Source organism: Pseudomonas sp. ASL8, assembly GCF_056680355.1.
Genome location: NZ_CM155278.1, coordinates 3,794,597 through 3,812,683 on the forward strand (window position 1 = coordinate 3,794,597; position 18,087 = coordinate 3,812,683).

Consider the following 18,087-nt stretch of genomic DNA (forward strand, 5'->3'; position numbering starts at 1 on the left):
ACGGTGCTCCGCGAATGTTCAGACCGTTATCAATTTTTATTGGCGCGCGCTATACCCGCGCCAAGCGCCGTAATCACTTCATTTCGTTTATTTCGATGACCTCGATGATTGGCCTCGCCCTGGGCGTGTTGGCAATGATCGTGGTGCTGTCGGTGATGAATGGTTTTCAGCGTGAAATGAGCTCGCGGATTCTGGGCATGGTGCCCCACGCCGTCATCGCCGGCGTTACGCCTCTTGACGACTGGAAACCCGCAGCCGCTGCGGCGATGACGAACCCCGAGGTGACCGCTGCTGTTCCGTTCACCGAAATGGAAGGCATGTTCTCCTATAAGGGTTCGATGCAGCCTATCCAGATCAGCGGCGTTGATCCGGCGCTGGAACACAAGGTTTCGATTGTTGCCCAACACATCACTCAGGGGCGCCTGGAAGACCTCAAAGCTGGTGAGTTTGGTGTGGTGGTTGGTGAAATCACCGCTCGACGTTTTCGCCTGAACGTCGGCGACAAGCTGACCCTGATCGTCCCGGAAGTCAGTAATGCGCCGGGCGGCATTACCCCGCGCCTGCAGCGGCTGACGGTGGTCGGCGTGTTCAAGGTCGGTGCCGAGCTGGATGGCTCCATGGCCCTGATCAACGTCGCCGACGCTGCGCAAATGCAGCGCTGGAAGCCTGATCAAGTGCAAGGCGTACGTCTGGCGCTTAAGGATCTGTACACAGCGCCGCAGGTCTCGGCTGCCATTGTTGCCGGCCTAGGTGCTGGTTACCGCGCCGATGACTGGACTCACACTCAGGGCAGTCTGTTCAGTGCGATGAAAATGGAAAAGACCATGATCGGCCTGTTGCTGCTGATGATTGTCGCTGTGGCGGCGTTCAACATCATCGCCACCTTGATCATGGTAGTAAACGACAAAGGCGCTGACATCGCCATCTTGCGCACCATCGGTGCCACACCTGGGCAGATCATGACCATCTTCATGGTTCAGGGCACCGTCATCGGGATCGTGGGCACCATTATCGGTGGTGTTCTCGGCGTGATCGCTGCAATCAATGTCAGCGAGATGGTGGGCTGGCTGGAGCGCGTCACCGGGCAGCACATCTTCAGTTCCGATGTGTACTTCATCAATAACCTGCCATCCCAACTGCAATGGGAGGATGTTGTGTTGATCTGCAGCGCCGGATTCATCCTGAGTTTTCTCGCGACGCTCTACCCAGCCTGGCGTGCGGCACAGATCCAGCCGGCCTATGCGCTGCGCTACGAGTGATTGCCGTGCGGTGATTCACGGTTGAACTCAATCACAAAGCGTGTCCAGCCGTCCGCCGATTCGCAGCGAATCTGCCCGCCGTGGGCGCGGATGATTGACTGAGTGATCGCCAGCCCCAGCCCTGCGTGCTCGCTGCTGCCTTCGCTGCGTGCAGGGTCCGCGCGAAAAAACCGATCGAACACATGGGGCAACGCTGGTGCAGGAATGGTTGCTCCGTTGTTTTCGATACTCAGTTGCACGCCTTGATCCGAGCGGGATATGCGCATTGCGACCTGTCCGCCTGCCGGGGTGAAGCGCAGCGCGTTGTCCAGCAGGTTGGAGATAGCGCGGCGCAGCATGTTGCGATCACCGGCCAGTGTGGCGTTGCCTTCGCGTGACAGCCGCACCTGCGCGTCCTCGGCCAAGGGTGCGAAAAACTCGAGTACTGCGTCCGCTTCGTCTTCCAGTTGCAGGGTTTCCCGCGTCGGGTTGAGCAGGCCGTGTTCGGCCTTGGCCAGATACAGCATGTCGTTGATCATCTGCGCCATCCATTGCAGTTCCTCAAGATTGCCGAGCAAGGCTTCGCGATAGTCCTCGGTCGAGCGCGGGCGGGTGAGGGTGACTTGGGTATGGGTCAGCAGGTTGGACAGCGGCGTGCGCAACTCATGGGCAATGTCCGCAGAGAATGCCGAGAGCCGCTGAAAGGCGTCGTCGAGGCGTCCAAACATGGCGTTGAAGGCGTGCGTCAGTTCCGCCAGTTCAGCGGGCATTTCCGTCTGCGGCAGGCGTGTCGTCAGCGAACTGGCCGAGACGCTGGCGGCGATTTCGCTCATTTGTCTGAGTGGTCGGAGGCCGCTGCGCGCCGCCCAGGCACCCAGCAGTGCCGTGGCCAGAGCAGAAAATCCAACCGTGAGCCAGATCAAGTGCTGCATGCGCTGAAGAAAGTGTTGGTGGTGGGTCACGTCCAGCAACAGCGTCAGTTGCGGTGAATTAACGACCTCGGGCTCGAGCAAGGCGCTATACGTTCGAAAGTCAGTCTCTGTGCTGTGCAAGGTGTGCAGGCCATGCGGAGTGGGCAATGTTGCCGGGAGCGTCGGCAGGCTGTCGAACCAGATGATTCCGTCACTGCCGCTGAGACGCAGCGCCAGGTCTGGCTGATGGCTGAGCTCGCTTTGCAGCGTCGTTTGTCGAGCGCTGAGATCGGCTTGGCTCGCAACACCCTTCAATACCGAGCGAAATGTCTGCAACTTGCTGTCGAGTGATTGTTGGTCCAGTTCGATGAAGTGCGCTTCACTGGCTCGATTGAACAGCACGCCCGCGGTCAACGAAACCACGGCAGTGCAGGCTGCGAACAGCAGTGCCAGACGACTGCTGAGGGACAGACGAGCCATCACAGGGGGCGCTCTTCTAGAACATAGCCCATGCCGCGAACGGTATGGATCAGTTTATTTGGGTAATCATCATCGACCTTCAAGCGCAAGCGGCGGATGGCGACTTCAATCACGTTGGTGTCGCTGTCGAAATTCATGTCCCAGACCTGTGATGCGATCAGCGATTTAGGCAGCACTTCACCCTGGCGCCGCAACAGCAGTTCCAGCAACGAAAACTCTTTGGCCGTCAGGTCGATGCGTTGTCCATTGCGTTCTACTCGCCGACGCAGCAGGTCAAGGCGCAAATCGGCCAGTTGCAGATGAGTTTCCTGCGCGACGCTGCTGCCACGACGAAGCAGGCTGCGCACCCGGGCGAGCAGTTCAGAGAAGGCGAAGGGTTTGACCAGGTAATCATCGGCGCCCAGCTCAAGGCCTCGAACCCGATCCTCCACTGCATCGCGGGCGGTGAGAAACAACACAGGCGTCTCCAGTCCGGCGCTGCGCACGGCCTGGAGTATCTGCCAGCCATCGCGGCCGGGCAGCATCACATCCAGGATCAGCAGCGCGTAGTCGCCGCTCAACGCCAAGTGCTGTCCCGTGGTGCCATCGGCCACCAGTTCGGTGATGAAACCGGCCTCGTTCAGGCCTTGGCGCAGGTAATGGCCGGTTTTCGGTTGATCTTCGACGATTAGTAATTTCATGGGCGACTCGTGGCGACCGCGGAGGAGCTTATGCAGCGGTACTTTATAACGCGAATGGCAGATCCAAGGCCGAAGCTGACAAAGTTGTAATCTCCCGGTCAGCTAACTGCCAGCGCTGCCTCTCTACAGTAGGGTGATTGATTGTCGCTTATTTGGAGAAGTCTATGGTTTCGCTTGTTCGTATTGCCGTGGTCGCGGGGCTGCTGGGGTTGAGCCTGCCGCTAATGGCTTCGTCTGCCCATACACTGAACTTCGGTCACGCTGCTCCGGCGGCTCAGGCTACTCGCACGGTCGAGTTGACCTTGGGCGATATGTTTTTCCAGGACAAGGCTATTCAGGTCAAAGCGGGTGAGACGGTGCGCTTCGTCCTCGTCAACAAGGGGCAGTTGCTGCACGAGTTCAACCTTGGCGACGCGGCCATGCACGCGGAACATCAGAAGGAAATGCTCGCGATGCAGCAAGGCGGCATGCTCTCGCCGACGGGTATGAGTCATGAGGCAATGAGCCATGAGGCAATGGATCACGGCAGTATGGGTCATGACAGCATGATGCAAGGTGCAATGAATAATGATAAACCCATGAAACACGACGCCCCCAACAGCGTGCTGGTTGAGCCGGGCAAAACCGCCGAATTGACCTGGACTTTCAGCAAGGCCAGCGACCTTGAGTTTGCCTGCAATATTCCCGGGCATTATCAGGCCGGGATGGTCGGTAAGATCAACATCGTCGACTAGGCGCTGAAAGCTGCGGGCAAACCCTATAAACTCGTGGGGATTATTTAGCCAGGTCCCCACCATGCATCCCGCAGCCGAACATTCGCCGCTGGGCAAGTCCAGTGAATACATTGCCACCTACACGCCGTCCCTGCTGTTCCCGATCCCGCGTGCGGCGAAATGGGCCGAGCTTGGGCTCACGGCTGAAACGCTGCCCTATCAAGGTGTCGATTTCTGGAACTGCTTTGAGTTGTCCTGGCTGCTGCCGTCGGGCAAGCCGGTGGTGGCCATTGGTGAATTCACCATCCCGGCAGACTCGCCGAATATCATTGAGTCTAAATCGTTCAAGCTTTACCTCAATTCGCTGAACCAGACCCCGTTCCCGGATCGAGCCAGCTTGGTCGCGACGTTGCAAGCGGATCTGTCTGCCGCCGCCGGCAAGCCGGTGGGCGTTCGAATTCGGAGCCTGAGTGACGTTGAAACGGAGGGTGTCGCGGCATTGCCGGGCGTTTGCATCGATGAGCTGGACGTGAGCATCAATAGCTACGAGACGCCGCGCCCAGAGTTGCTGCGTTGCGATGACTCGCGGGTGATCGAAGAAAGCCTGCACAGCCATCTGCTCAAATCCAATTGTCCGGTCACCAGTCAACCTGACTGGGGCAGCGTTGCCGTGGAATATCGCGGTTCCGCTCTGGATCACGCCAGTTTGTTGGCCTATATCGTCAGCTTCCGTCAGCACTCAGACTTTCACGAGCAATGCGTCGAGCGGATTTTTCTCGATCTGCAGCGCTTGCTCAAGCCAGAGATGTTAACGGTCTACGCACGTTACGTGCGACGCGGCGGGTTGGACATCAACCCTTATCGCAGTACCGAGGCGATCAGCCTGGAAAATCGCAGGCTGGCACGTCAGTAAACGAAAAAACCCGTCTAATCAGACGGGTTTTTTGTGGTGCGTAACCGATGTGTTTCGCGGGTGGGCTTAAATCCCGATGTTACCCAAGGTCTGAACAATGCTGCGCAGTGTTCCGGCAATGGCTGGATGTTCCAGCTCAAAGCGTTCGACGGCAAGATTGACGTTGTCAGACAGGCTCGAGTCCTGAGTGACGGTTTCCAGTTGAAGCTCCAGTTCGATCTTCTGCATCAGTTCATGCAGGTGCTCGCGTTCCGATTCAGACAGCGGCGGATTCTGCTCCAGTTGCTCGCGCAGGGTGTTGAGTTGTTCTTGCAGTTCGCGGGCAGGCATAGCGTGCTCCCTTTATGGATAGTCTCTGGCATGGACCTTAGCGCTGAGCTAAAGGTCCTTGATAAGTATAAGACTAATCCACTCCGAAGCTGCATGCATGATCTTGATCAACGGGTCGCGATCAGGGCTTCTCGCCTTTGGTGCGGCGCAAGCTGATATCGGCGAGGCAGGAAGCGAGTTCCCCGAGGTGATCGATCACTGAATGTACGCCAAGGCCATACAGTTGCAGGGTCGCTTGGCCGCGACGGTGTTCACGTTCGGCGCTGTTCAGCGCTCGCCATTCACTAGGAGACAATCCGCAGAGGGGGCCGCAAGATGCCAGGCCGACTGTCCAGAGTCCGGCGTTGAGCCCGGACTGCAGCAGGTGTGGTTCACCGCTGACCAGCACGCAGCCATCGAGTTGTTTCACCTTCAAGGCCATTAACGCCTGCCAACAAGCATCGGGGGCGGGCCAGGCGGCGCAGGCAATGGCGTGATTGGTCGGTTGAACCCATTCCGGCAGTGGCGCCGCCAAGTGTTGGCTGACCGTGGAGGGAAGGTCATCCAGCCAGGCGCAAGGTATGCCTTGTCGGCTCAGGGTTTGCAGAATATCTAGAGCGCCCGGTGTGACGCGGGCCTGTTCGCTCATCTCGAGTTGAATATCCTGCGGTTGCGCGCCGAGTGCGCTTCTAGCCGACACCGCTCGGGCGCGAGCACCAAAGTCGACCAGGCAGCCACTGAGGCCGAAGAGCAGCGCAGTGAAGATTGGCGAAGGAGAGGGTGCGGGTGTGGCGTGTGGCGCAGGCATGGTCACGTCCCTGAATTATCCTCACACGCTACGGGTGGCAGATGACAGTCGCATGACATTTTGGTAACGAGGATGGGCCGTTGATTTGTACTTTGGCAGCATCTGGATCCACTAAGCTGCCTAAATAGTCGTAGAAGGCTTTATACTGCGCGTCTTGAGTTGCAGGGCATAGCGCCCGCCCCATTACTGTCTCTAGGAGTGTCTGCTATGCCCGTGACCGGTGCAGGCTTTATCGATCGTCTGGCTCAATTGTGTATTTGTGCCGGTATTGCGCTGGTTCCCATGGTTGCTCAAGCCGCTGATGAAGACCCTTGGGAAGGCGTCAACCGAGTCATTTTCCGCTTCAACGATACAGTCGATACCTACGCCCTGAAGCCATTGGCGCAGGGGTATCAGTACATCACGCCGCAGTTCCTTGAAGACGGCATTCACAACATGTTCAATAACATCGGTGACGTTCGCAACTTCGCCAACGATGTCTTGCAGGCCAAGCCGAAGGCCGCTGGCGTCGACACGGCCCGTCTGCTGTTCAACACGACATTTGGTTTGGCCGGCTTCTTCGACGTCGGTACCAAGATGGGCTTGCAGCGTAACGATGAAGACTTTGGTCAGACCCTGGGTCATTGGGGTTTGCCAAGCGGACCGTATGTGGTGCTGCCGTTGCTCGGTCCTAGCAACGTGCGCGACGGTCTCGCCAAGTACCCTGACACGTACACCTCGCCGTACCACTACATGAACGATATACCGGCCCGCAACACCATGTGGGGCGTGGATATTGTCGACACCCGTGCGAGCCTGTTGTCAGCCGAGAAGTTGATCCGTGGTGACAAATACACGTTCATCCGTAACGCCTACTTGCAGAATCGCGAGTTCAAGGTGAAAGACGGCAAGGTCAAAGACGATTTCTAGTCTTCCGGCCTGCAAAAAAGGCGACCTTCAGGTCGCCTTTTTTATTTGATTTTTCTCTCGAAAAAATCGGTTCAATTCATTGAGAGAATAGTCAGGCCCAGTTTCTGACCCCCTTCGTCTTGATCGGTCAGCCACACAACCTCGGTGTCGGCCTCCAGCCCCTTGAGCGCCGCATGGTCGGAATCGATCCGCACGCTCAGCTTGTCACCAATCTTGAACGCGCGAGGCGCTTCCACTTGCATGCCCGAGCTTGACAGGTCCACGCAGACTGCTGGAATGATCTGGCCGGCGTACAACAGGGTCACGTCGGCATCCACACGCATGCGGATGTAATCTCTCTTTTCTGCGTAGTTCCGATCATTTTGGCTCATGACATGTCCTTCGATTTCGTTGCTGATTTACCTGTTCTTATAACTCCGGGTGATTTGCGATGTAAAGACATCCCGTGACCATCGGCGTGAGCTTGAAACGCCCGGCGGATGGGAGTACCGTCTGCGCCTTGAAGGGCACCTTTGAACAGCGCTGCGCACGACCAAAAGTCTGTGATTGCTGTTTTAGAGAGGCTAGAAGCGAATCCAGTATGCGAGCCCGGTAAAAAACCGAGCCGCCTACGCCAACCTACTCTGGCGCCGTTTGCCCACATGCAGAAAACCAGTGCCACGCTGCTGATAATCGATGACGACGAAGTAGTGCGAGCGAGCATCGCCGCCTATTTGGAAGACAGTGGCTTCAGCGTCCTGCAAGCGAGCAATGGCTTGCAGGGTCTTCAGGTCTTTGAGCAAAAAAAGCCCGACCTTGTGATCTGCGACCTGCGTATGCCTCAGGTGGGCGGCCTCGAGCTTATCCGTCAGGTAACTAACCTCGCGCCTGAAACGCCGGTCATCGTCGTTTCCGGGGCAGGGGTCATGAGCGACGCCGTCGAAGCCTTGCGCTTGGGTGCCGCCGATTACCTGGTCAAGCCCCTAGAAGATCTGGCGGTGCTCGAGCACTCAGTGCGTCGAGCCCTGGATCGTGCGCGGCTGCTCCTGGAAAACCAGCGCTATCGTCAGAAGCTCGAAACGGCCAACCGCGAACTCGAAGCCAGCCTGCATTTGCTCCAGGAAGACCAGAACGCCGGTCGACAGGTGCAGATGAACATGTTGCCGGTCAATCCATGGGCGGTCGATCAGTTCCAGTTCGCTCACGAGATCATCCCGTCGCTGTACCTGTCAGGCGACTTCGTGGATTACTTTCGGGTCGACGAGCGCCGCGTGGCGTTTTACCTCGCCGACGTGTCCGGGCATGGTGCTTCTTCAGCCTTTGTCACGGTGCTGCTGAAGTTCATGACCACGCGCCTGTTGTTCGAATTCAAACGTAGCGGTACATTGCCGGAGTTCAAACCTTCGGAAGTGCTGGGCCATATCAACCGTGGACTGATCAACTGCAACCTGGGCAAGCATGTGACCATGGTAGGTGGTGTCATCGACGAAGAAACCGGGAAATTGACCTACAGTATCGGTGGCCATTTACCGCTACCGATTTTGTACACGCCCACGGATGTCCATTATCTGGAAGGCCGTGGCCTGCCGGTCGGGCTGTTCAATGAGGCGACCTATCAAGATCACGTACTGGACTTGCCTGAGACCTTCAGCCTGACTTTACTCTCTGATGGGATTTTGGACCTTTTGCCCGGTGATACACTCAAAGAGAAAGAGGCCATTTTACCTCAGTTGGTAAAAAAGGCCGGCGGCAGCCTGGATGGTCTGCGTCAAGTTTTTGGATTGGCCACGCTAGGAGAGATGCCGGATGATATCGCCTTGTTGGTGTTGAGCAGGAACCTTTAATGAGTACCGGTAGAATCCAGTTCGCTGAGCAAGCAGGCACTTTTGTCCTTAAGTTCGTTGGCGAAGTGCGCCTGACGCTCTGTTCGGCTTTGGATGCCACTATTGAACGCATCTTCACTGCGCGGAATTTTTCGGCAATCGTCATCGATTTGACCGAAACCCGCAGCATTGACAGCACGACGCTCGGCTTGCTGGCCAAGTTGTCCATCTTGTCGCGCCAAAAAGTTGGGCTGTTGCCGACGGTTGTCACCACCCACGAAGACATCACTCGACTGTTGCAGTCGATGGGCTTTGATCAAGTGTTCAACATAGTGGATCGACCGATCCCGTGTCCTGAGTGCCTGACCGACTTGCCGTCGCAGGATCAGTCCGAAGAAGTGGTGAAGGCCAAAGTGCTGGAAGCGCACAAGATACTGATGGGCTTGAACGACTCTAATCGCGAAGCGTTTCACGACCTGGTCAATGCCCTGGAGCGGCACTGATAGCGACACTGCTGAAGCCATTGATGCGCGGGAATTAAAAAGGGCGGACCTGTGAAGGTGCCGCCCTTTGATGCATTCAGGCCTTGGCGGCGAGTAATGCTTCGAGTTTTTCCTGATCCCGTGCGAACTGACGAATGCCTTCAGCCAGTTTTTCGGTGGCCATCGCATCTTCGTTCGAGGCCCAGCGGAACTGGTTTTCGCTCAAGCTCTGACGTTTCTCTCCGGCATTGCCCGGCGCCAGTTTGCGCTCCAGCGTACCGTTATCATTCGACAGCTGCTCAAGCAAGTCCGGGCTGATGGTCAGGCGATCACAACCGGCCAGGAGCTCGATCTGGCTGAGGTTGCGGAAGCTCGCACCCATGACCACGGTCTTGTAGTCATTGGATTTGTAGTAGTTGTAGATCCGGGTGACCGATTGCACGCCAGGGTCTTCAGCGCCAAGAAAATCATGGCCAGCCGACTTTTTGTACCAGTCGTAAATCCGCCCTACGAACGGCGAAATCAAGAACACGCCAGCCTCGGCGCAGGCCACCGCTTGAGCAAACGAGAACAGCAGCGTGAGGTTGGTCTGGATACCGTCGCGTTCGAGCTTCTCGGCGGCACGAATGCCTTCCCAGGTCGACGCCAGCTTGATCAGTATCCGGTCGCGGCCAATGCCGGCATCATCGTAAAGGCCAACCAGACGCTCGGCACGTTTGATCATGGCATCAGTGTCGAATGACAGCCGGGAGTCCACTTCAGTGGAAACGCGACCAGGTACCACGTTGAGAATCTTTTGCCCGATCGCGACAGCAAACCGGTCGCAAGCGAGTCCAATATCGTTTTTGCTACCGCTGAAAGCATCGGCGAGCAGTCCGGCGTTGTTCGAACTGGAGGCGGCCTTGAGCAGCAGGGAAGGGTTGGTCGTCGCATCCACCGGCTTGAGGCGGGCGATGGCATCAAAATCGCCAGTATCAGCGACCACAGTAGTCATTTGCTTGAGTTGATCCAGCTTGGAAGTCATGAGCGTGCTCTGTCCTGTGCGGTTAGAAGACATTACCCGAGCGCTGCCAGCCACTCAAGGGCGCATCCTTATCGGCGCTCCAAGAGGCGGATAAGCGATCCAGAATCCTTTGAACCCGATCTGTACCGGTTGTTCCCCAAGCGACGCTGTAACTACCGACCTTCGAGCAGCTGCGCCGCCTGATCCAGCAACGCCAGCGGGTCCTTTGCCTTATGGATATCGACTGACAGCAATTGCCGAAAGCGCCGAGCCCCTGGAAAACCCGTGCCCAGCCCCAGCACATGCCGAGTGATGTGATGCATCGAGCCGCCGCTGGCAATATGCGCAGCTATATAAGGCCGCAACGCCGCCAGCGACTCCGCCCGGGAAATCACCGGCGCGGTGCTGCCAAATAACTGCTGATCGACCTCGGCCAACATATAAGGGTTGTGATAAGCCTCACGCCCCAACATCACGCCGTCGAACACCTGCAAATGCTCACGGCATTGGTCCAGCGTCTTGATCCCGCCGTTGAGGATGATTTCCAGATCAGGAAAATCCGCCTTCAACTGCGCGGCTACGTCATAGCGCAGCGGCGGAATATCGCGGTTCTCCTTAGGCGACAATCCCTCAAGAATCGCAATCCGCGCATGCACGGTAAAACTCGTGCAACCCGCCTCGCTTACCTGTCCGACAAAATCACACAACTGCGCGTAACTGTCCCGACCATTGATCCCGATCCGATGCTTCACCGTCATCGGGATCGACACCGCATCCAGCATCGCCTTGACACAATCCGCCACCAACCCCGGATGCGCCATCAGCACCGCGCCAATCAAATTGTTCTGCACCCGATCACTCGGACAGCCCACATTCAGATTGACCTCGTCGTAGCCTACGGCTTCAGCCAAACGCGCGCAGGCCGCCAAGTCGGCAGGAACACTCCCGCCCAACTGCAGAGCCAACGGGTGCTCTGCTTCGTCGTGCTGCAGGAAACGAGCGTGATCCCCATTGAGAAGCGCGCCGGTCGTGACCATTTCCGTGTACAGCAGAGCGTTTTTCGACAACAGACGCAGGAAAAAGCGGCAATGGTGATCGGTCCAATCCATCATCGGGGCCACGGAGAAGCGGCGGGAGAAGGATTGGGGTGTTGCCGTGGCGAGATTTAGGGGCATTGGGTATCTAGGTGGATGAGGCGGGAGACGAAAGTTTATCAGGAATGGCGTCGGAAGGTGGGGAGGCAGATCCGTGCAATCAGGTGCCTATCTATACAAACGGGCCCACTGCATTTAAACAATCCATCCGACCCAAAAATTTCATAGGTATCAAGGTTTAGGGCTGGCCAAGGGAATGCCGGCAACGCTCAGTCGCTTGAGTATTTCAAAGAGGAGGTCGCTCTTGGTCGCGCTAACGATTCTAGGGCTATTGACATAACCGGTGATGGTTAACGTGATGCCATCAGGCGTCAGTTTGCTGAATCTTACCGAAGGTGAGGGTTTGTCGAGAATGATTTTGTGTTCGTCATAGGCAGCCAGTAACAGGCTTTTGACTTGTTCCGGATCGATATCAAGTGGAAAGATGAGCTCAAGTGTGGCTACACCTAGAGAACTACCGCCCATGGTCACGTTGCGCAGGTTTTGTGAGATCAATTGGGAGTTAGGGACAATGACGATCGACCGATCGCTGAGTTGAATTTCTGTGGCCCTCACATTGATCCGTCGGATATCCCCTTCGACTCCGCTGATGCTTATCAGGTCGCCGACTTTGACTGGGCGCTCGGTGAGCAGGATGATTCCAGAGACGAAATTCTTGACGATTTCCTGCAGGCCGAAGCCGATACCCACTGACAAGGCACTGACTATCCAGGCAAGACTTTGCCACTCGACCCCAAGGGTAGACAAGGTCAGCAGAATGACCACGGCGTAACTAATGTTGCTGAACAACGTGCTCAGCGAGGCGCACATGCCCGGGTCCATATCTGTTTTAGGCAATAGCTCTGTGTCTAGCCACTTGCTTAGCGTTCGAACCATATAAACGCCTATGGCAAGGGCCAGGCCGGCGTGCCAGAGGTGTGCCGGAATAATATTCAGTTTGCGCAGTCCGTCGCCACCGAGCACCCCGAAGATGCTGTGAACCAGTTGTCCAAGCGTGCTACCGACCCCGCCCACGAACAGCGCAATGACCGCGAGCAACAATAGCAGTGCTCTGCCTGCACCCGACAAAACGATCGCTACCTGCTCCAGGCGTACGTCACCAATGCCCAATAGTTGCTTGATGGCTTTGCCACTTGAGTGTTTGGGCGAAAAAACGTTATCGCAGGTATCTTTGAGTAGTTGTGTCAGCAGATAGAAACTGGACAGGACAATATAAATCCACACCAGTTCGTAAGTAAGAAACCTTGCCAGAGAGGTGTAGCCAATCAACAAGGAGAGCAGCGACAGCACGACGACGATGCTCGCGCTGGCATAAATCAGTCCGGCGAAGATAGTACTTGATTCAGGCGGTTCACTTGCCGCCGCCGCCATCATTCTTCGGGTGTGATTTACACGCAGCAGCAACGCGCCAATGGTTAGCGCTACACCCATTGCCACCACGCCACGCCCAAAAATAATGACCTGTGAACTCATGTCGGCCACGTTGCTCATCTGTACCAGAGAAACGAGCACCATGAGCAGAGCTGCCAATCTGCGTGGAAAAGGCTTTATGGCCAGCGCCACCGGATCGGCAATAGAGGGTAAGCGCCAGGATGGATGCCGAGTGGATAACAAGGCTCGGCTCAGGCCGGTAATCATGGCGCATGTATAGGCCAGCTTTTCGAGTTCGTCAGAGAAACTCTGCAGTGTCGGCGTCAATTGATGCTGTCGGGTAAGGACAAAATACACCAGCTGAACCGCACAGACGGTGGTCAATACGGTCGCCAGTGTTGTTGTCAGCGCCAGTGAGCTGCGCCGCAGCCGCTCTTCGGGTAACCAGTGGATGCAAACCCACGTCAGTCCCCACTCAGCCAACCTGCGACCCAAGGTCCATACCGCCAGGGCTAACAGCAGCAGTGTAACGGACATCGTTCGCTGCTCCGGCTGCCACGCTACCCGTACGGCAGACGCGGCCTGCTCAAGGAAAGCATTCAGGTGCTGCTTGTCCTCGGCAAGGGGGGCAAATAACGGTGACCAGAACCGGGAGCCCAGGATGCTGCCGGTGCGTAACGCCAGTTCAGTTCCCAACTGACTTCGACGAATACCGGCAATTTGGATGCTGAGATTAACGGCGTTCTCTTTGATACCTTCCAGCAGTTTCAAGTCGCCGTCTAACAGGGATTTTCGAGCGGTGAGGTAGGACCGTTGTTGTGCGATGTCAGGTTTTTCCATCGTCGCGTCATCGGTGGGTACGGGTCCTAATACGTCCAGCTGGGCCTGTATCTTTGCCTGTTCAGGAAGTAGCGAGGCGACCCGTTGGTCTATGTCACTGACCAGGTCTTGTACGGGGTCCTGAAGCCCTACCAGCTGAGTGTAATTGGTCGTGACCGACACTTGTTGTTTGAGAGTGTTCAGTCGGAGCCGTAGTGTTTGCAGGTCGCTTTGGGGAACTGCTGATGTGAACGCCTCCTCATACGTTACCGAGGTGTCCGCGATGTTAGCGGCAGGAAGCGTCCCGGATGCCACGCCAAGCAGCAGTAGGCAGATCAGTTTCAAGGCAGAGCGCATGGGAGGGCCCGGCTCGCTGTTTTAGTCGCCCTTTCCCCGGACCATGGATGAGCCACATCAAGCACCTCCTCGCTGAACGTAATTGCGTGAGTCTAGGTGACGATCACGAGGTTTCCACATGGACACGATCGAATGGAGGTGTTCTTCGTTACGCCGCTGCGCTCAATTTCTGTGTTGGCGGCCCCAGAACTGTTCCGACAACAGTTGCAGATGCTTGGCCAGTCCGGCGACATGGTCAGAGGCGGTGCGGCTCTGGGTGCTGGCGACTACATTGCTGTCGGTAGCCATGCGAATGCCATCAAGACTGGACTGAATATGGTCACCCATTGCGCTTTGCTCCTCCACTGCGGCAGCTATCTGCACACTCATCTCGCTGATATCACTGACCCGCTGGTTGATCCCGTCTAGCGCCTTGGTGGCCAGTAGTGCCTGTTCGACGCTGACCCCGGCTATCCGGTGACTGCGTTGCATGGCGGCCACAGCATCGCCGGTCGAACAGCGTAGGGTGTCGATGATGCTTTGGATTTCTTCGGTGGAGTGCTGGGTGCGTGAGGCCAACCCACGCACTTCGTCAGCGACAACAGCGAAGCCGCGTCCAGCCTCGCCAGCGCGGGCTGCCTCAATGGCAGCATTAAGGGCGAGCAGATTCGTTTGCTTGGCGATGCTCTGGATCACCTCCAACACACGGTTTATGTCTTGGCTTTGCAGTTCCAGTTGGTTGATCGCCGAGCTGGTCTGCTGCACCTCGTCGGCCAGGTGGTTGATGTGTTGGCAGGTTTGCTCGACCAGTTGCAGACCAAGGTTGGTTTCTTGATCGGCTAAACTGACCGCGCTGGCGGTTAGCTGAGCATTGCGCGCCACTTCTTGCACGCTGTTGGACATCTGGGAGACCGCGCTGACCACCTGAGCAGTTTCTCCCTGTTGCTGCAGGGTGGCTCTGCTGCTGCCGCCCACCGCGGCGACTAGCTCGCCTGCTTCCTTGTTCAATTGACAGGCCGAGTCGGCGATACGCCCGACGACGGCGCGGGTTTCAGCGTCGAGCATATGGAGGGCGAAATCAATTTGTCCAAATTGATCGCGGCGGCCGCTATACAGGGCCTGGCTCAGCGGATTGTCGGCGATGTTATGAGCCTTGCGGGCGAGGGCGTCGAGGGGCTGCAGGTTGTAGCGCAACAACCCACCGAGCAGCAGGCTGAACAGCGGAGCCGCGACGAGCGCATTGATCCAGGATAAGGCCCCGACGAGGACTAGAGCGGCAAAGCCGAGCAAGTTCAGCCCGGCCACAGTAAGCGCCAGGCGCAAGCCCACGGACAGCCTTGGCGGACGCAGGCAGCGTGGCTTTCCACCGCTGCGTAGCTCGGCATAGAGGCGCTCGGCGGCGCTTACCCATTCCTTTTTTGGTTGTGTACGCACGGACTGATATTCAACAACTTCGCCGTTACGCAACATGGGCATCGCGTAGGCACTGACCCAGTAGTGGTCGCCGTTTTTGCAACGATTCTTGACCATTCCCATCCACGAGCGCCCGGATTTGAGCGTCTGCCACATGTGCGAAAAGGCCTCCGGCGGCATGTCTGGGTGGCGCACGATATTGTGATTGACGCCGAGCAACTCGGCCTCGCTATAGCCGCTGATACCTATGAAGTCGGGGTTGACGTAGGTGACAGCGCCCTTGGGGTCGGTTGTGGAAAGAATATTCGCGCTGGTGCTGAATTCGACTGCGCGACCACTTACCGGGAGATTGATTTTCATTGTTCTGCCTCCGTAGCTGCGGGGTCATAAATGGGTGTCTGTTGCGCGTCCGGCAGTAGGCACCAGAGACCTTCGAAACAGTCCTCTCCGCTGAACAACTGTTGCAGCTTGGCGGCGGGTCTTGGTCGACTAAACCAGTAGCCTTGGGCGTAGTGACAGCCTTCACCGACAACGAAGTCGAGTTGTGCGTCGCTTTCGACACCCTCAGCCACCACCTCCATGCCGAGACTACGGCCGAGGCCAATGATTGCTCGGCTGATCGTGATCAGTTCGCTATCGTCCGGGGTGCCGCCGATGAAGCTTTTGTCCACCTTGAGGATGTGCAACGGGAATCGCTTGAGATAGCCGAGGGAGGAGTAACCGGTGCCGAAGTCGTCGAGTGCCAACTGCACGCCAAGGCTGGCCAACTCGTTCAGGCAGGACAGCGTCTCCGCGTTGTCATGCATGAGTAGGCTTTCGGTAATCTCCAGAATCAGGCTGGAGGGTGGCAAGCCGCTGTCTTGCAGGATGTCTATCAGCCGGGGGACGAAATCGGCTTGTTGCAACTGGCGGCTAGAGATGTTGACCGAGCAGCGCAGGCCTCCCTGGCCGGTCAGTTGCCAGGCACGCGTCTGTCGGCAGGCTTGGCGCAATACCCATTCACCGACGTGGATGATCTCTCCAGACTCCTCCAGCGCAGGGATGAACTCCAGTGGCGAGATCAAGCGCTCGCCATGCCGCCAGCGTAATAGTGCTTCGACCCCGGTCAGGTGCACGTGGTCCTGATCAATTCGGCAGATCGGCTGGTAATGCAGTTCGAACTCGTCGTTTTGCAGCGCCTGGCCCAGAGATGACTCCAGTTCCAGATGGTGCTGTGCGACGATCTGCAGTCCCTCAGTGTAACGGGCGAACTGCGCCTTCCCGGCCGCTTTGGCGCGGTAGAGCGCAAGGTCGGCGGCCTGCAGGGTATCCAGCGTTGTGCCTTCGTCCTGCAGCGGGGTGATGCCGATGCTGGCGCTGACCACCAAGGTTCGATTATCCAGATGCAGTGGCTGACGCAGGCTATCGAGGAGGCGCTGGGCCACATGCTCGGCATCGCTGCTGCAGGCGAGGTCGTCAAGTAGCACGATGAATTCGTCGCCACCGAAGCGGAACAGTTGATCGCCAGGGCGAAGGCAGCCATTCAGGCGTTTCGCCACCTCGACCAATACGTGATCACCGGCGCGGTGACCGAGGCTATCGTTGATCAGCTTGAAGCGGTCGAGATCGATGAACAGTAGCGCAGCTTCACGTGTGCCGTTGTTGCCCTGGCGTAAGAGGGCATGCTGCAACTGCTCGTCAAAGCGCATACGGTTGGCCAGGCCGGTCAGCGAGTCATGGCGGGCGGTATGCTTGAGGCGCTGCTCCGCACCTTTGTATGCGCTGATATCGGATTGCGAGCCCGCCATGCGCAGCTGGCCGGGTGTGGTCACGTCTGCTACGCCACGTACCAGCACCCAGATATAGCTACTGTCGTGCTGGCGGATACGGTATTCATGATGAAAAGAGGGCGTCTGCCCCTTTAAATGTGCGTCGATGGCCTGGTGAAAGTCTGGCAGGTCGTCTGGATGTATTCGGCTGAACCAACTAGCGCTGGTCTCGCCGATGCTGTCTCGGCTGAGACCGAGCATGCTTGCCCATCGCTCGGAAACATACAGTCGATCCTGGTCGACATGCCAGTCCCAAAGCCCGTCGTTGGCGCCGCGCAGAGCGCGCGCGAAGCGAGCCTCACTGTCTTCCAGAGCCTTGTGCTGAGCGGCACTGTAAGTGTCGATGGCGAGGGATATGTCGAAAAAAACCGCTTTCAACAGGCTCGAGTAGAGGGTGATGCTGCGGTCATCGTCAAACAAGCTCGATAGCATGTCGTCGAGGTAAAGGCGATAACCGCCGAGGTACCACTTTAATTCCAGACCGACCTTCTGATGAATCACTCCAATACGCAGTCGGCCGTTGACGTAGTCGTCATCATAAGGGCCGGCCCATAAGCGCTGGTAATACTCAATCTGGCTCTGCTTCAGACGGGCAGTGACCTCTGGCATGCGCAGCAGTGCGGACGGCGTGGCGAACTGTTCCAAGTGGCGGTACAAGTGATCGACGAACGCTTGCTGCGCTGGTGCCATCCGCTGTGCTGCTGCGCTTAGGCGCTTGGCATCCTCCTCTTGCCAGTCGAGAAAACGGAAGCGTTCGGCGATCTCCTCAGGATTGAGACGGGTACGTTTCAGCAACTCGGCAAGATCGTTTGTTATTTTCATCCTTGTCCCTTGAGTCCCCAAATGGGCTTTTTTCGGCCAAAAAAAAACGCCATGACGGCGCGTTCCAATTAAGAACTGGCGTCATGGCGCTTCGTCTTTCAGGCCCATTGTCCTGC

The 18,087-nt window shown here is 57.2% G+C and carries 16 protein-coding genes and 1 pseudogene; 6 read left to right on the forward strand and 11 right to left on the reverse strand.

Annotation, left to right across the window (positions count from 1 at the left end; translation table 11 throughout):
• Window positions 1-14 precede the first annotated feature (14 nt).
• Window positions 15-1,259, forward strand: a complete 1,245-nt coding sequence (locus AC1MEA_RS17470) for a lipoprotein-releasing ABC transporter permease subunit (protein WP_480416913.1) — start codon at window positions 15-17, stop codon at window positions 1,257-1,259.
• Here AC1MEA_RS17470 and AC1MEA_RS17475 read toward each other — a convergent pair.
• Window positions 1,250-2,629 carry a heavy metal sensor histidine kinase gene (locus AC1MEA_RS17475; protein WP_480416914.1) on the reverse strand — a complete coding sequence of 460 codons (1,380 nt, stop codon included), beginning with the start codon at window positions 2,627-2,629 and terminating at the stop codon, window positions 1,250-1,252. The genes AC1MEA_RS17470 and AC1MEA_RS17475 overlap by 10 nt on opposite strands.
• Entirely contained in the window at window positions 2,629-3,309 is a 681-nt protein-coding gene (locus AC1MEA_RS17480; protein WP_219063165.1) for a heavy metal response regulator transcription factor, read from the reverse strand. The genes AC1MEA_RS17475 and AC1MEA_RS17480 overlap by 1 nt, the downstream gene beginning before the upstream one ends.
• Before the next feature lie 164 nt (window positions 3,310-3,473).
• Between AC1MEA_RS17480 and copI the strand changes: the two genes are divergently transcribed.
• Window positions 3,474-4,043, forward strand: coding sequence for a copper-resistant cuproprotein CopI (gene copI / locus AC1MEA_RS17485; RefSeq protein WP_449634512.1), 570 nt, complete (start codon window positions 3,474-3,476; stop codon window positions 4,041-4,043).
• A gap of 61 nt (window positions 4,044-4,104) precedes the next feature.
• Window positions 4,105-4,935, forward strand: a complete 831-nt coding sequence (queF, locus tag AC1MEA_RS17490) for an NADPH-dependent 7-cyano-7-deazaguanine reductase QueF (protein WP_480416915.1) — start codon at window positions 4,105-4,107, stop codon at window positions 4,933-4,935.
• A gap of 66 nt (window positions 4,936-5,001) precedes the next feature.
• On the opposite strand, the gene AC1MEA_RS17495 is transcribed toward queF, so the two are convergent.
• Complete coding sequence (locus AC1MEA_RS17495) at window positions 5,002-5,265, reverse strand: DUF4404 family protein (RefSeq protein WP_219063162.1); 264 nt, start codon at window positions 5,263-5,265, stop codon at window positions 5,002-5,004.
• A gap of 121 nt (window positions 5,266-5,386) precedes the next feature.
• The gene (pcrP, locus tag AC1MEA_RS17500) at window positions 5,387-6,052 is read right to left on the reverse strand and encodes an HAD superfamily inactivated hydrolase PcrP (protein WP_480416916.1); all 666 of its coding nucleotides are present in this window, start codon (window positions 6,050-6,052) and stop codon (window positions 5,387-5,389) included.
• A gap of 207 nt (window positions 6,053-6,259) precedes the next feature.
• Here pcrP and AC1MEA_RS17505 point away from each other — a divergent pair, with 207 nt between their 5' ends.
• A complete protein-coding gene (locus AC1MEA_RS17505) occupies window positions 6,260-6,961 on the forward strand; it encodes an MlaA family lipoprotein (protein WP_480416917.1) in 702 nt (233 codons plus the stop codon).
• Between the two features lie 71 nt (window positions 6,962-7,032).
• Here the strand turns inward: AC1MEA_RS17505 and AC1MEA_RS17510 are convergent, their stop codons facing one another.
• Window positions 7,033-7,332 carry a PilZ domain-containing protein gene (locus tag AC1MEA_RS17510; protein ID WP_219063159.1) on the reverse strand — a complete coding sequence of 100 codons (300 nt, stop codon included), beginning with the start codon at window positions 7,330-7,332 and terminating at the stop codon, window positions 7,033-7,035.
• 270 nt (window positions 7,333-7,602) lie between these two features.
• On the opposite strand from AC1MEA_RS17510, the gene rssB reads away from it, so the two are divergent.
• Window positions 7,603-8,784 (forward strand): two-component system response regulator RssB, encoded by a 1,182-nt coding sequence (gene rssB, locus AC1MEA_RS17515; protein WP_219063158.1) that lies wholly within the window; start codon window positions 7,603-7,605, stop codon window positions 8,782-8,784.
• On the forward strand, window positions 8,784-9,266 hold the full coding sequence (rssC, locus tag AC1MEA_RS17520) for an anti-sigma factor antagonist RssC (RefSeq protein WP_219063157.1): 483 nt from the start codon (window positions 8,784-8,786) through the stop codon (window positions 9,264-9,266). The genes rssB and rssC overlap by 1 nt, the downstream gene beginning before the upstream one ends.
• A 76-nt stretch (window positions 9,267-9,342) precedes the next feature.
• On the opposite strand, the gene tal is transcribed toward rssC, so the two are convergent.
• The 6 genes and pseudogenes from tal to AC1MEA_RS17550 all read right to left on the reverse strand — a co-directional run bounded on the left by tal (window position 9,343) and on the right by AC1MEA_RS17550 (window position 17,971).
• The gene (gene tal / locus AC1MEA_RS17525; RefSeq protein WP_449634516.1) at window positions 9,343-10,269 is read right to left on the reverse strand and encodes a transaldolase; all 927 of its coding nucleotides are present in this window, start codon (window positions 10,267-10,269) and stop codon (window positions 9,343-9,345) included.
• A gap of 152 nt (window positions 10,270-10,421) precedes the next feature.
• Entirely contained in the window at window positions 10,422-11,423 is a 1,002-nt protein-coding gene (gene dusA, locus AC1MEA_RS17530) for a tRNA dihydrouridine(20/20a) synthase DusA (protein ID WP_480416918.1), read from the reverse strand.
• Between the two features lie 150 nt (window positions 11,424-11,573).
• The gene (locus AC1MEA_RS17535; RefSeq protein ID WP_480416919.1) at window positions 11,574-13,949 is read right to left on the reverse strand and encodes a DUF3772 domain-containing protein; all 2,376 of its coding nucleotides are present in this window, start codon (window positions 13,947-13,949) and stop codon (window positions 11,574-11,576) included.
• Between the two features lie 162 nt (window positions 13,950-14,111).
• The gene (locus tag AC1MEA_RS17540) at window positions 14,112-15,404 is read right to left on the reverse strand and encodes a methyl-accepting chemotaxis protein (RefSeq protein ID WP_480918167.1); all 1,293 of its coding nucleotides are present in this window, start codon (window positions 15,402-15,404) and stop codon (window positions 14,112-14,114) included.
• Window positions 15,405-15,419: 15 nt separating this feature from the next.
• Window positions 15,420-15,701 (reverse strand): annotated as a pseudogene (locus AC1MEA_RS17545) (PAS domain-containing protein); the annotation flags it as partial.
• Window positions 15,698-17,971 (reverse strand): putative bifunctional diguanylate cyclase/phosphodiesterase, encoded by a 2,274-nt coding sequence (locus AC1MEA_RS17550; protein ID WP_480416920.1) that lies wholly within the window; start codon window positions 17,969-17,971, stop codon window positions 15,698-15,700. The pseudogene AC1MEA_RS17545 and the gene AC1MEA_RS17550, both read right to left, overlap by 4 nt.
• Window positions 17,972-18,087: the final 116 nt, after the last annotated feature.

Coding starts and splice junctions, on each gene's coding strand:
- copI (WP_449634512.1), top strand. CDS start 3,474: ATGGTTTCGCTTGTTCGTATTGCCGTGGTCGCGGGGCTGCTGGGGTTG.
- tal (WP_449634516.1), bottom strand. CDS start 10,269: ATGACTTCCAAGCTGGATCAACTCAAGCAAATGACTACTGTGGTCGCT.
- AC1MEA_RS17470 (WP_480416913.1), top strand. CDS start 15: ATGTTCAGACCGTTATCAATTTTTATTGGCGCGCGCTATACCCGCGCC.
- queF (WP_480416915.1), top strand. CDS start 4,105: ATGCATCCCGCAGCCGAACATTCGCCGCTGGGCAAGTCCAGTGAATAC.
- AC1MEA_RS17475 (WP_480416914.1), bottom strand. CDS start 2,629: ATGGCTCGTCTGTCCCTCAGCAGTCGTCTGGCACTGCTGTTCGCAGCC.
- AC1MEA_RS17480 (WP_219063165.1), bottom strand. CDS start 3,309: ATGAAATTACTAATCGTCGAAGATCAACCGAAAACCGGCCATTACCTG.
- AC1MEA_RS17510 (WP_219063159.1), bottom strand. CDS start 7,332: ATGAGCCAAAATGATCGGAACTACGCAGAAAAGAGAGATTACATCCGC.
- AC1MEA_RS17535 (WP_480416919.1), bottom strand. CDS start 13,949: ATGCGCTCTGCCTTGAAACTGATCTGCCTACTGCTGCTTGGCGTGGCA.
- AC1MEA_RS17550 (WP_480416920.1), bottom strand. CDS start 17,971: ATGAAAATAACAAACGATCTTGCCGAGTTGCTGAAACGTACCCGTCTC.
- dusA (WP_480416918.1), bottom strand. CDS start 11,423: ATGCCCCTAAATCTCGCCACGGCAACACCCCAATCCTTCTCCCGCCGC.
- pcrP (WP_480416916.1), bottom strand. CDS start 6,052: ATGCCTGCGCCACACGCCACACCCGCACCCTCTCCTTCGCCAATCTTC.
- AC1MEA_RS17505 (WP_480416917.1), top strand. CDS start 6,260: ATGCCCGTGACCGGTGCAGGCTTTATCGATCGTCTGGCTCAATTGTGT.
- AC1MEA_RS17495 (WP_219063162.1), bottom strand. CDS start 5,265: ATGCCTGCCCGCGAACTGCAAGAACAACTCAACACCCTGCGCGAGCAA.
- rssB (WP_219063158.1), top strand. CDS start 7,603: ATGCAGAAAACCAGTGCCACGCTGCTGATAATCGATGACGACGAAGTA.
- rssC (WP_219063157.1), top strand. CDS start 8,784: ATGAGTACCGGTAGAATCCAGTTCGCTGAGCAAGCAGGCACTTTTGTC.
- AC1MEA_RS17540 (WP_480918167.1), bottom strand. CDS start 15,404: ATGCCCATGTTGCGTAACGGCGAAGTTGTTGAATATCAGTCCGTGCGT.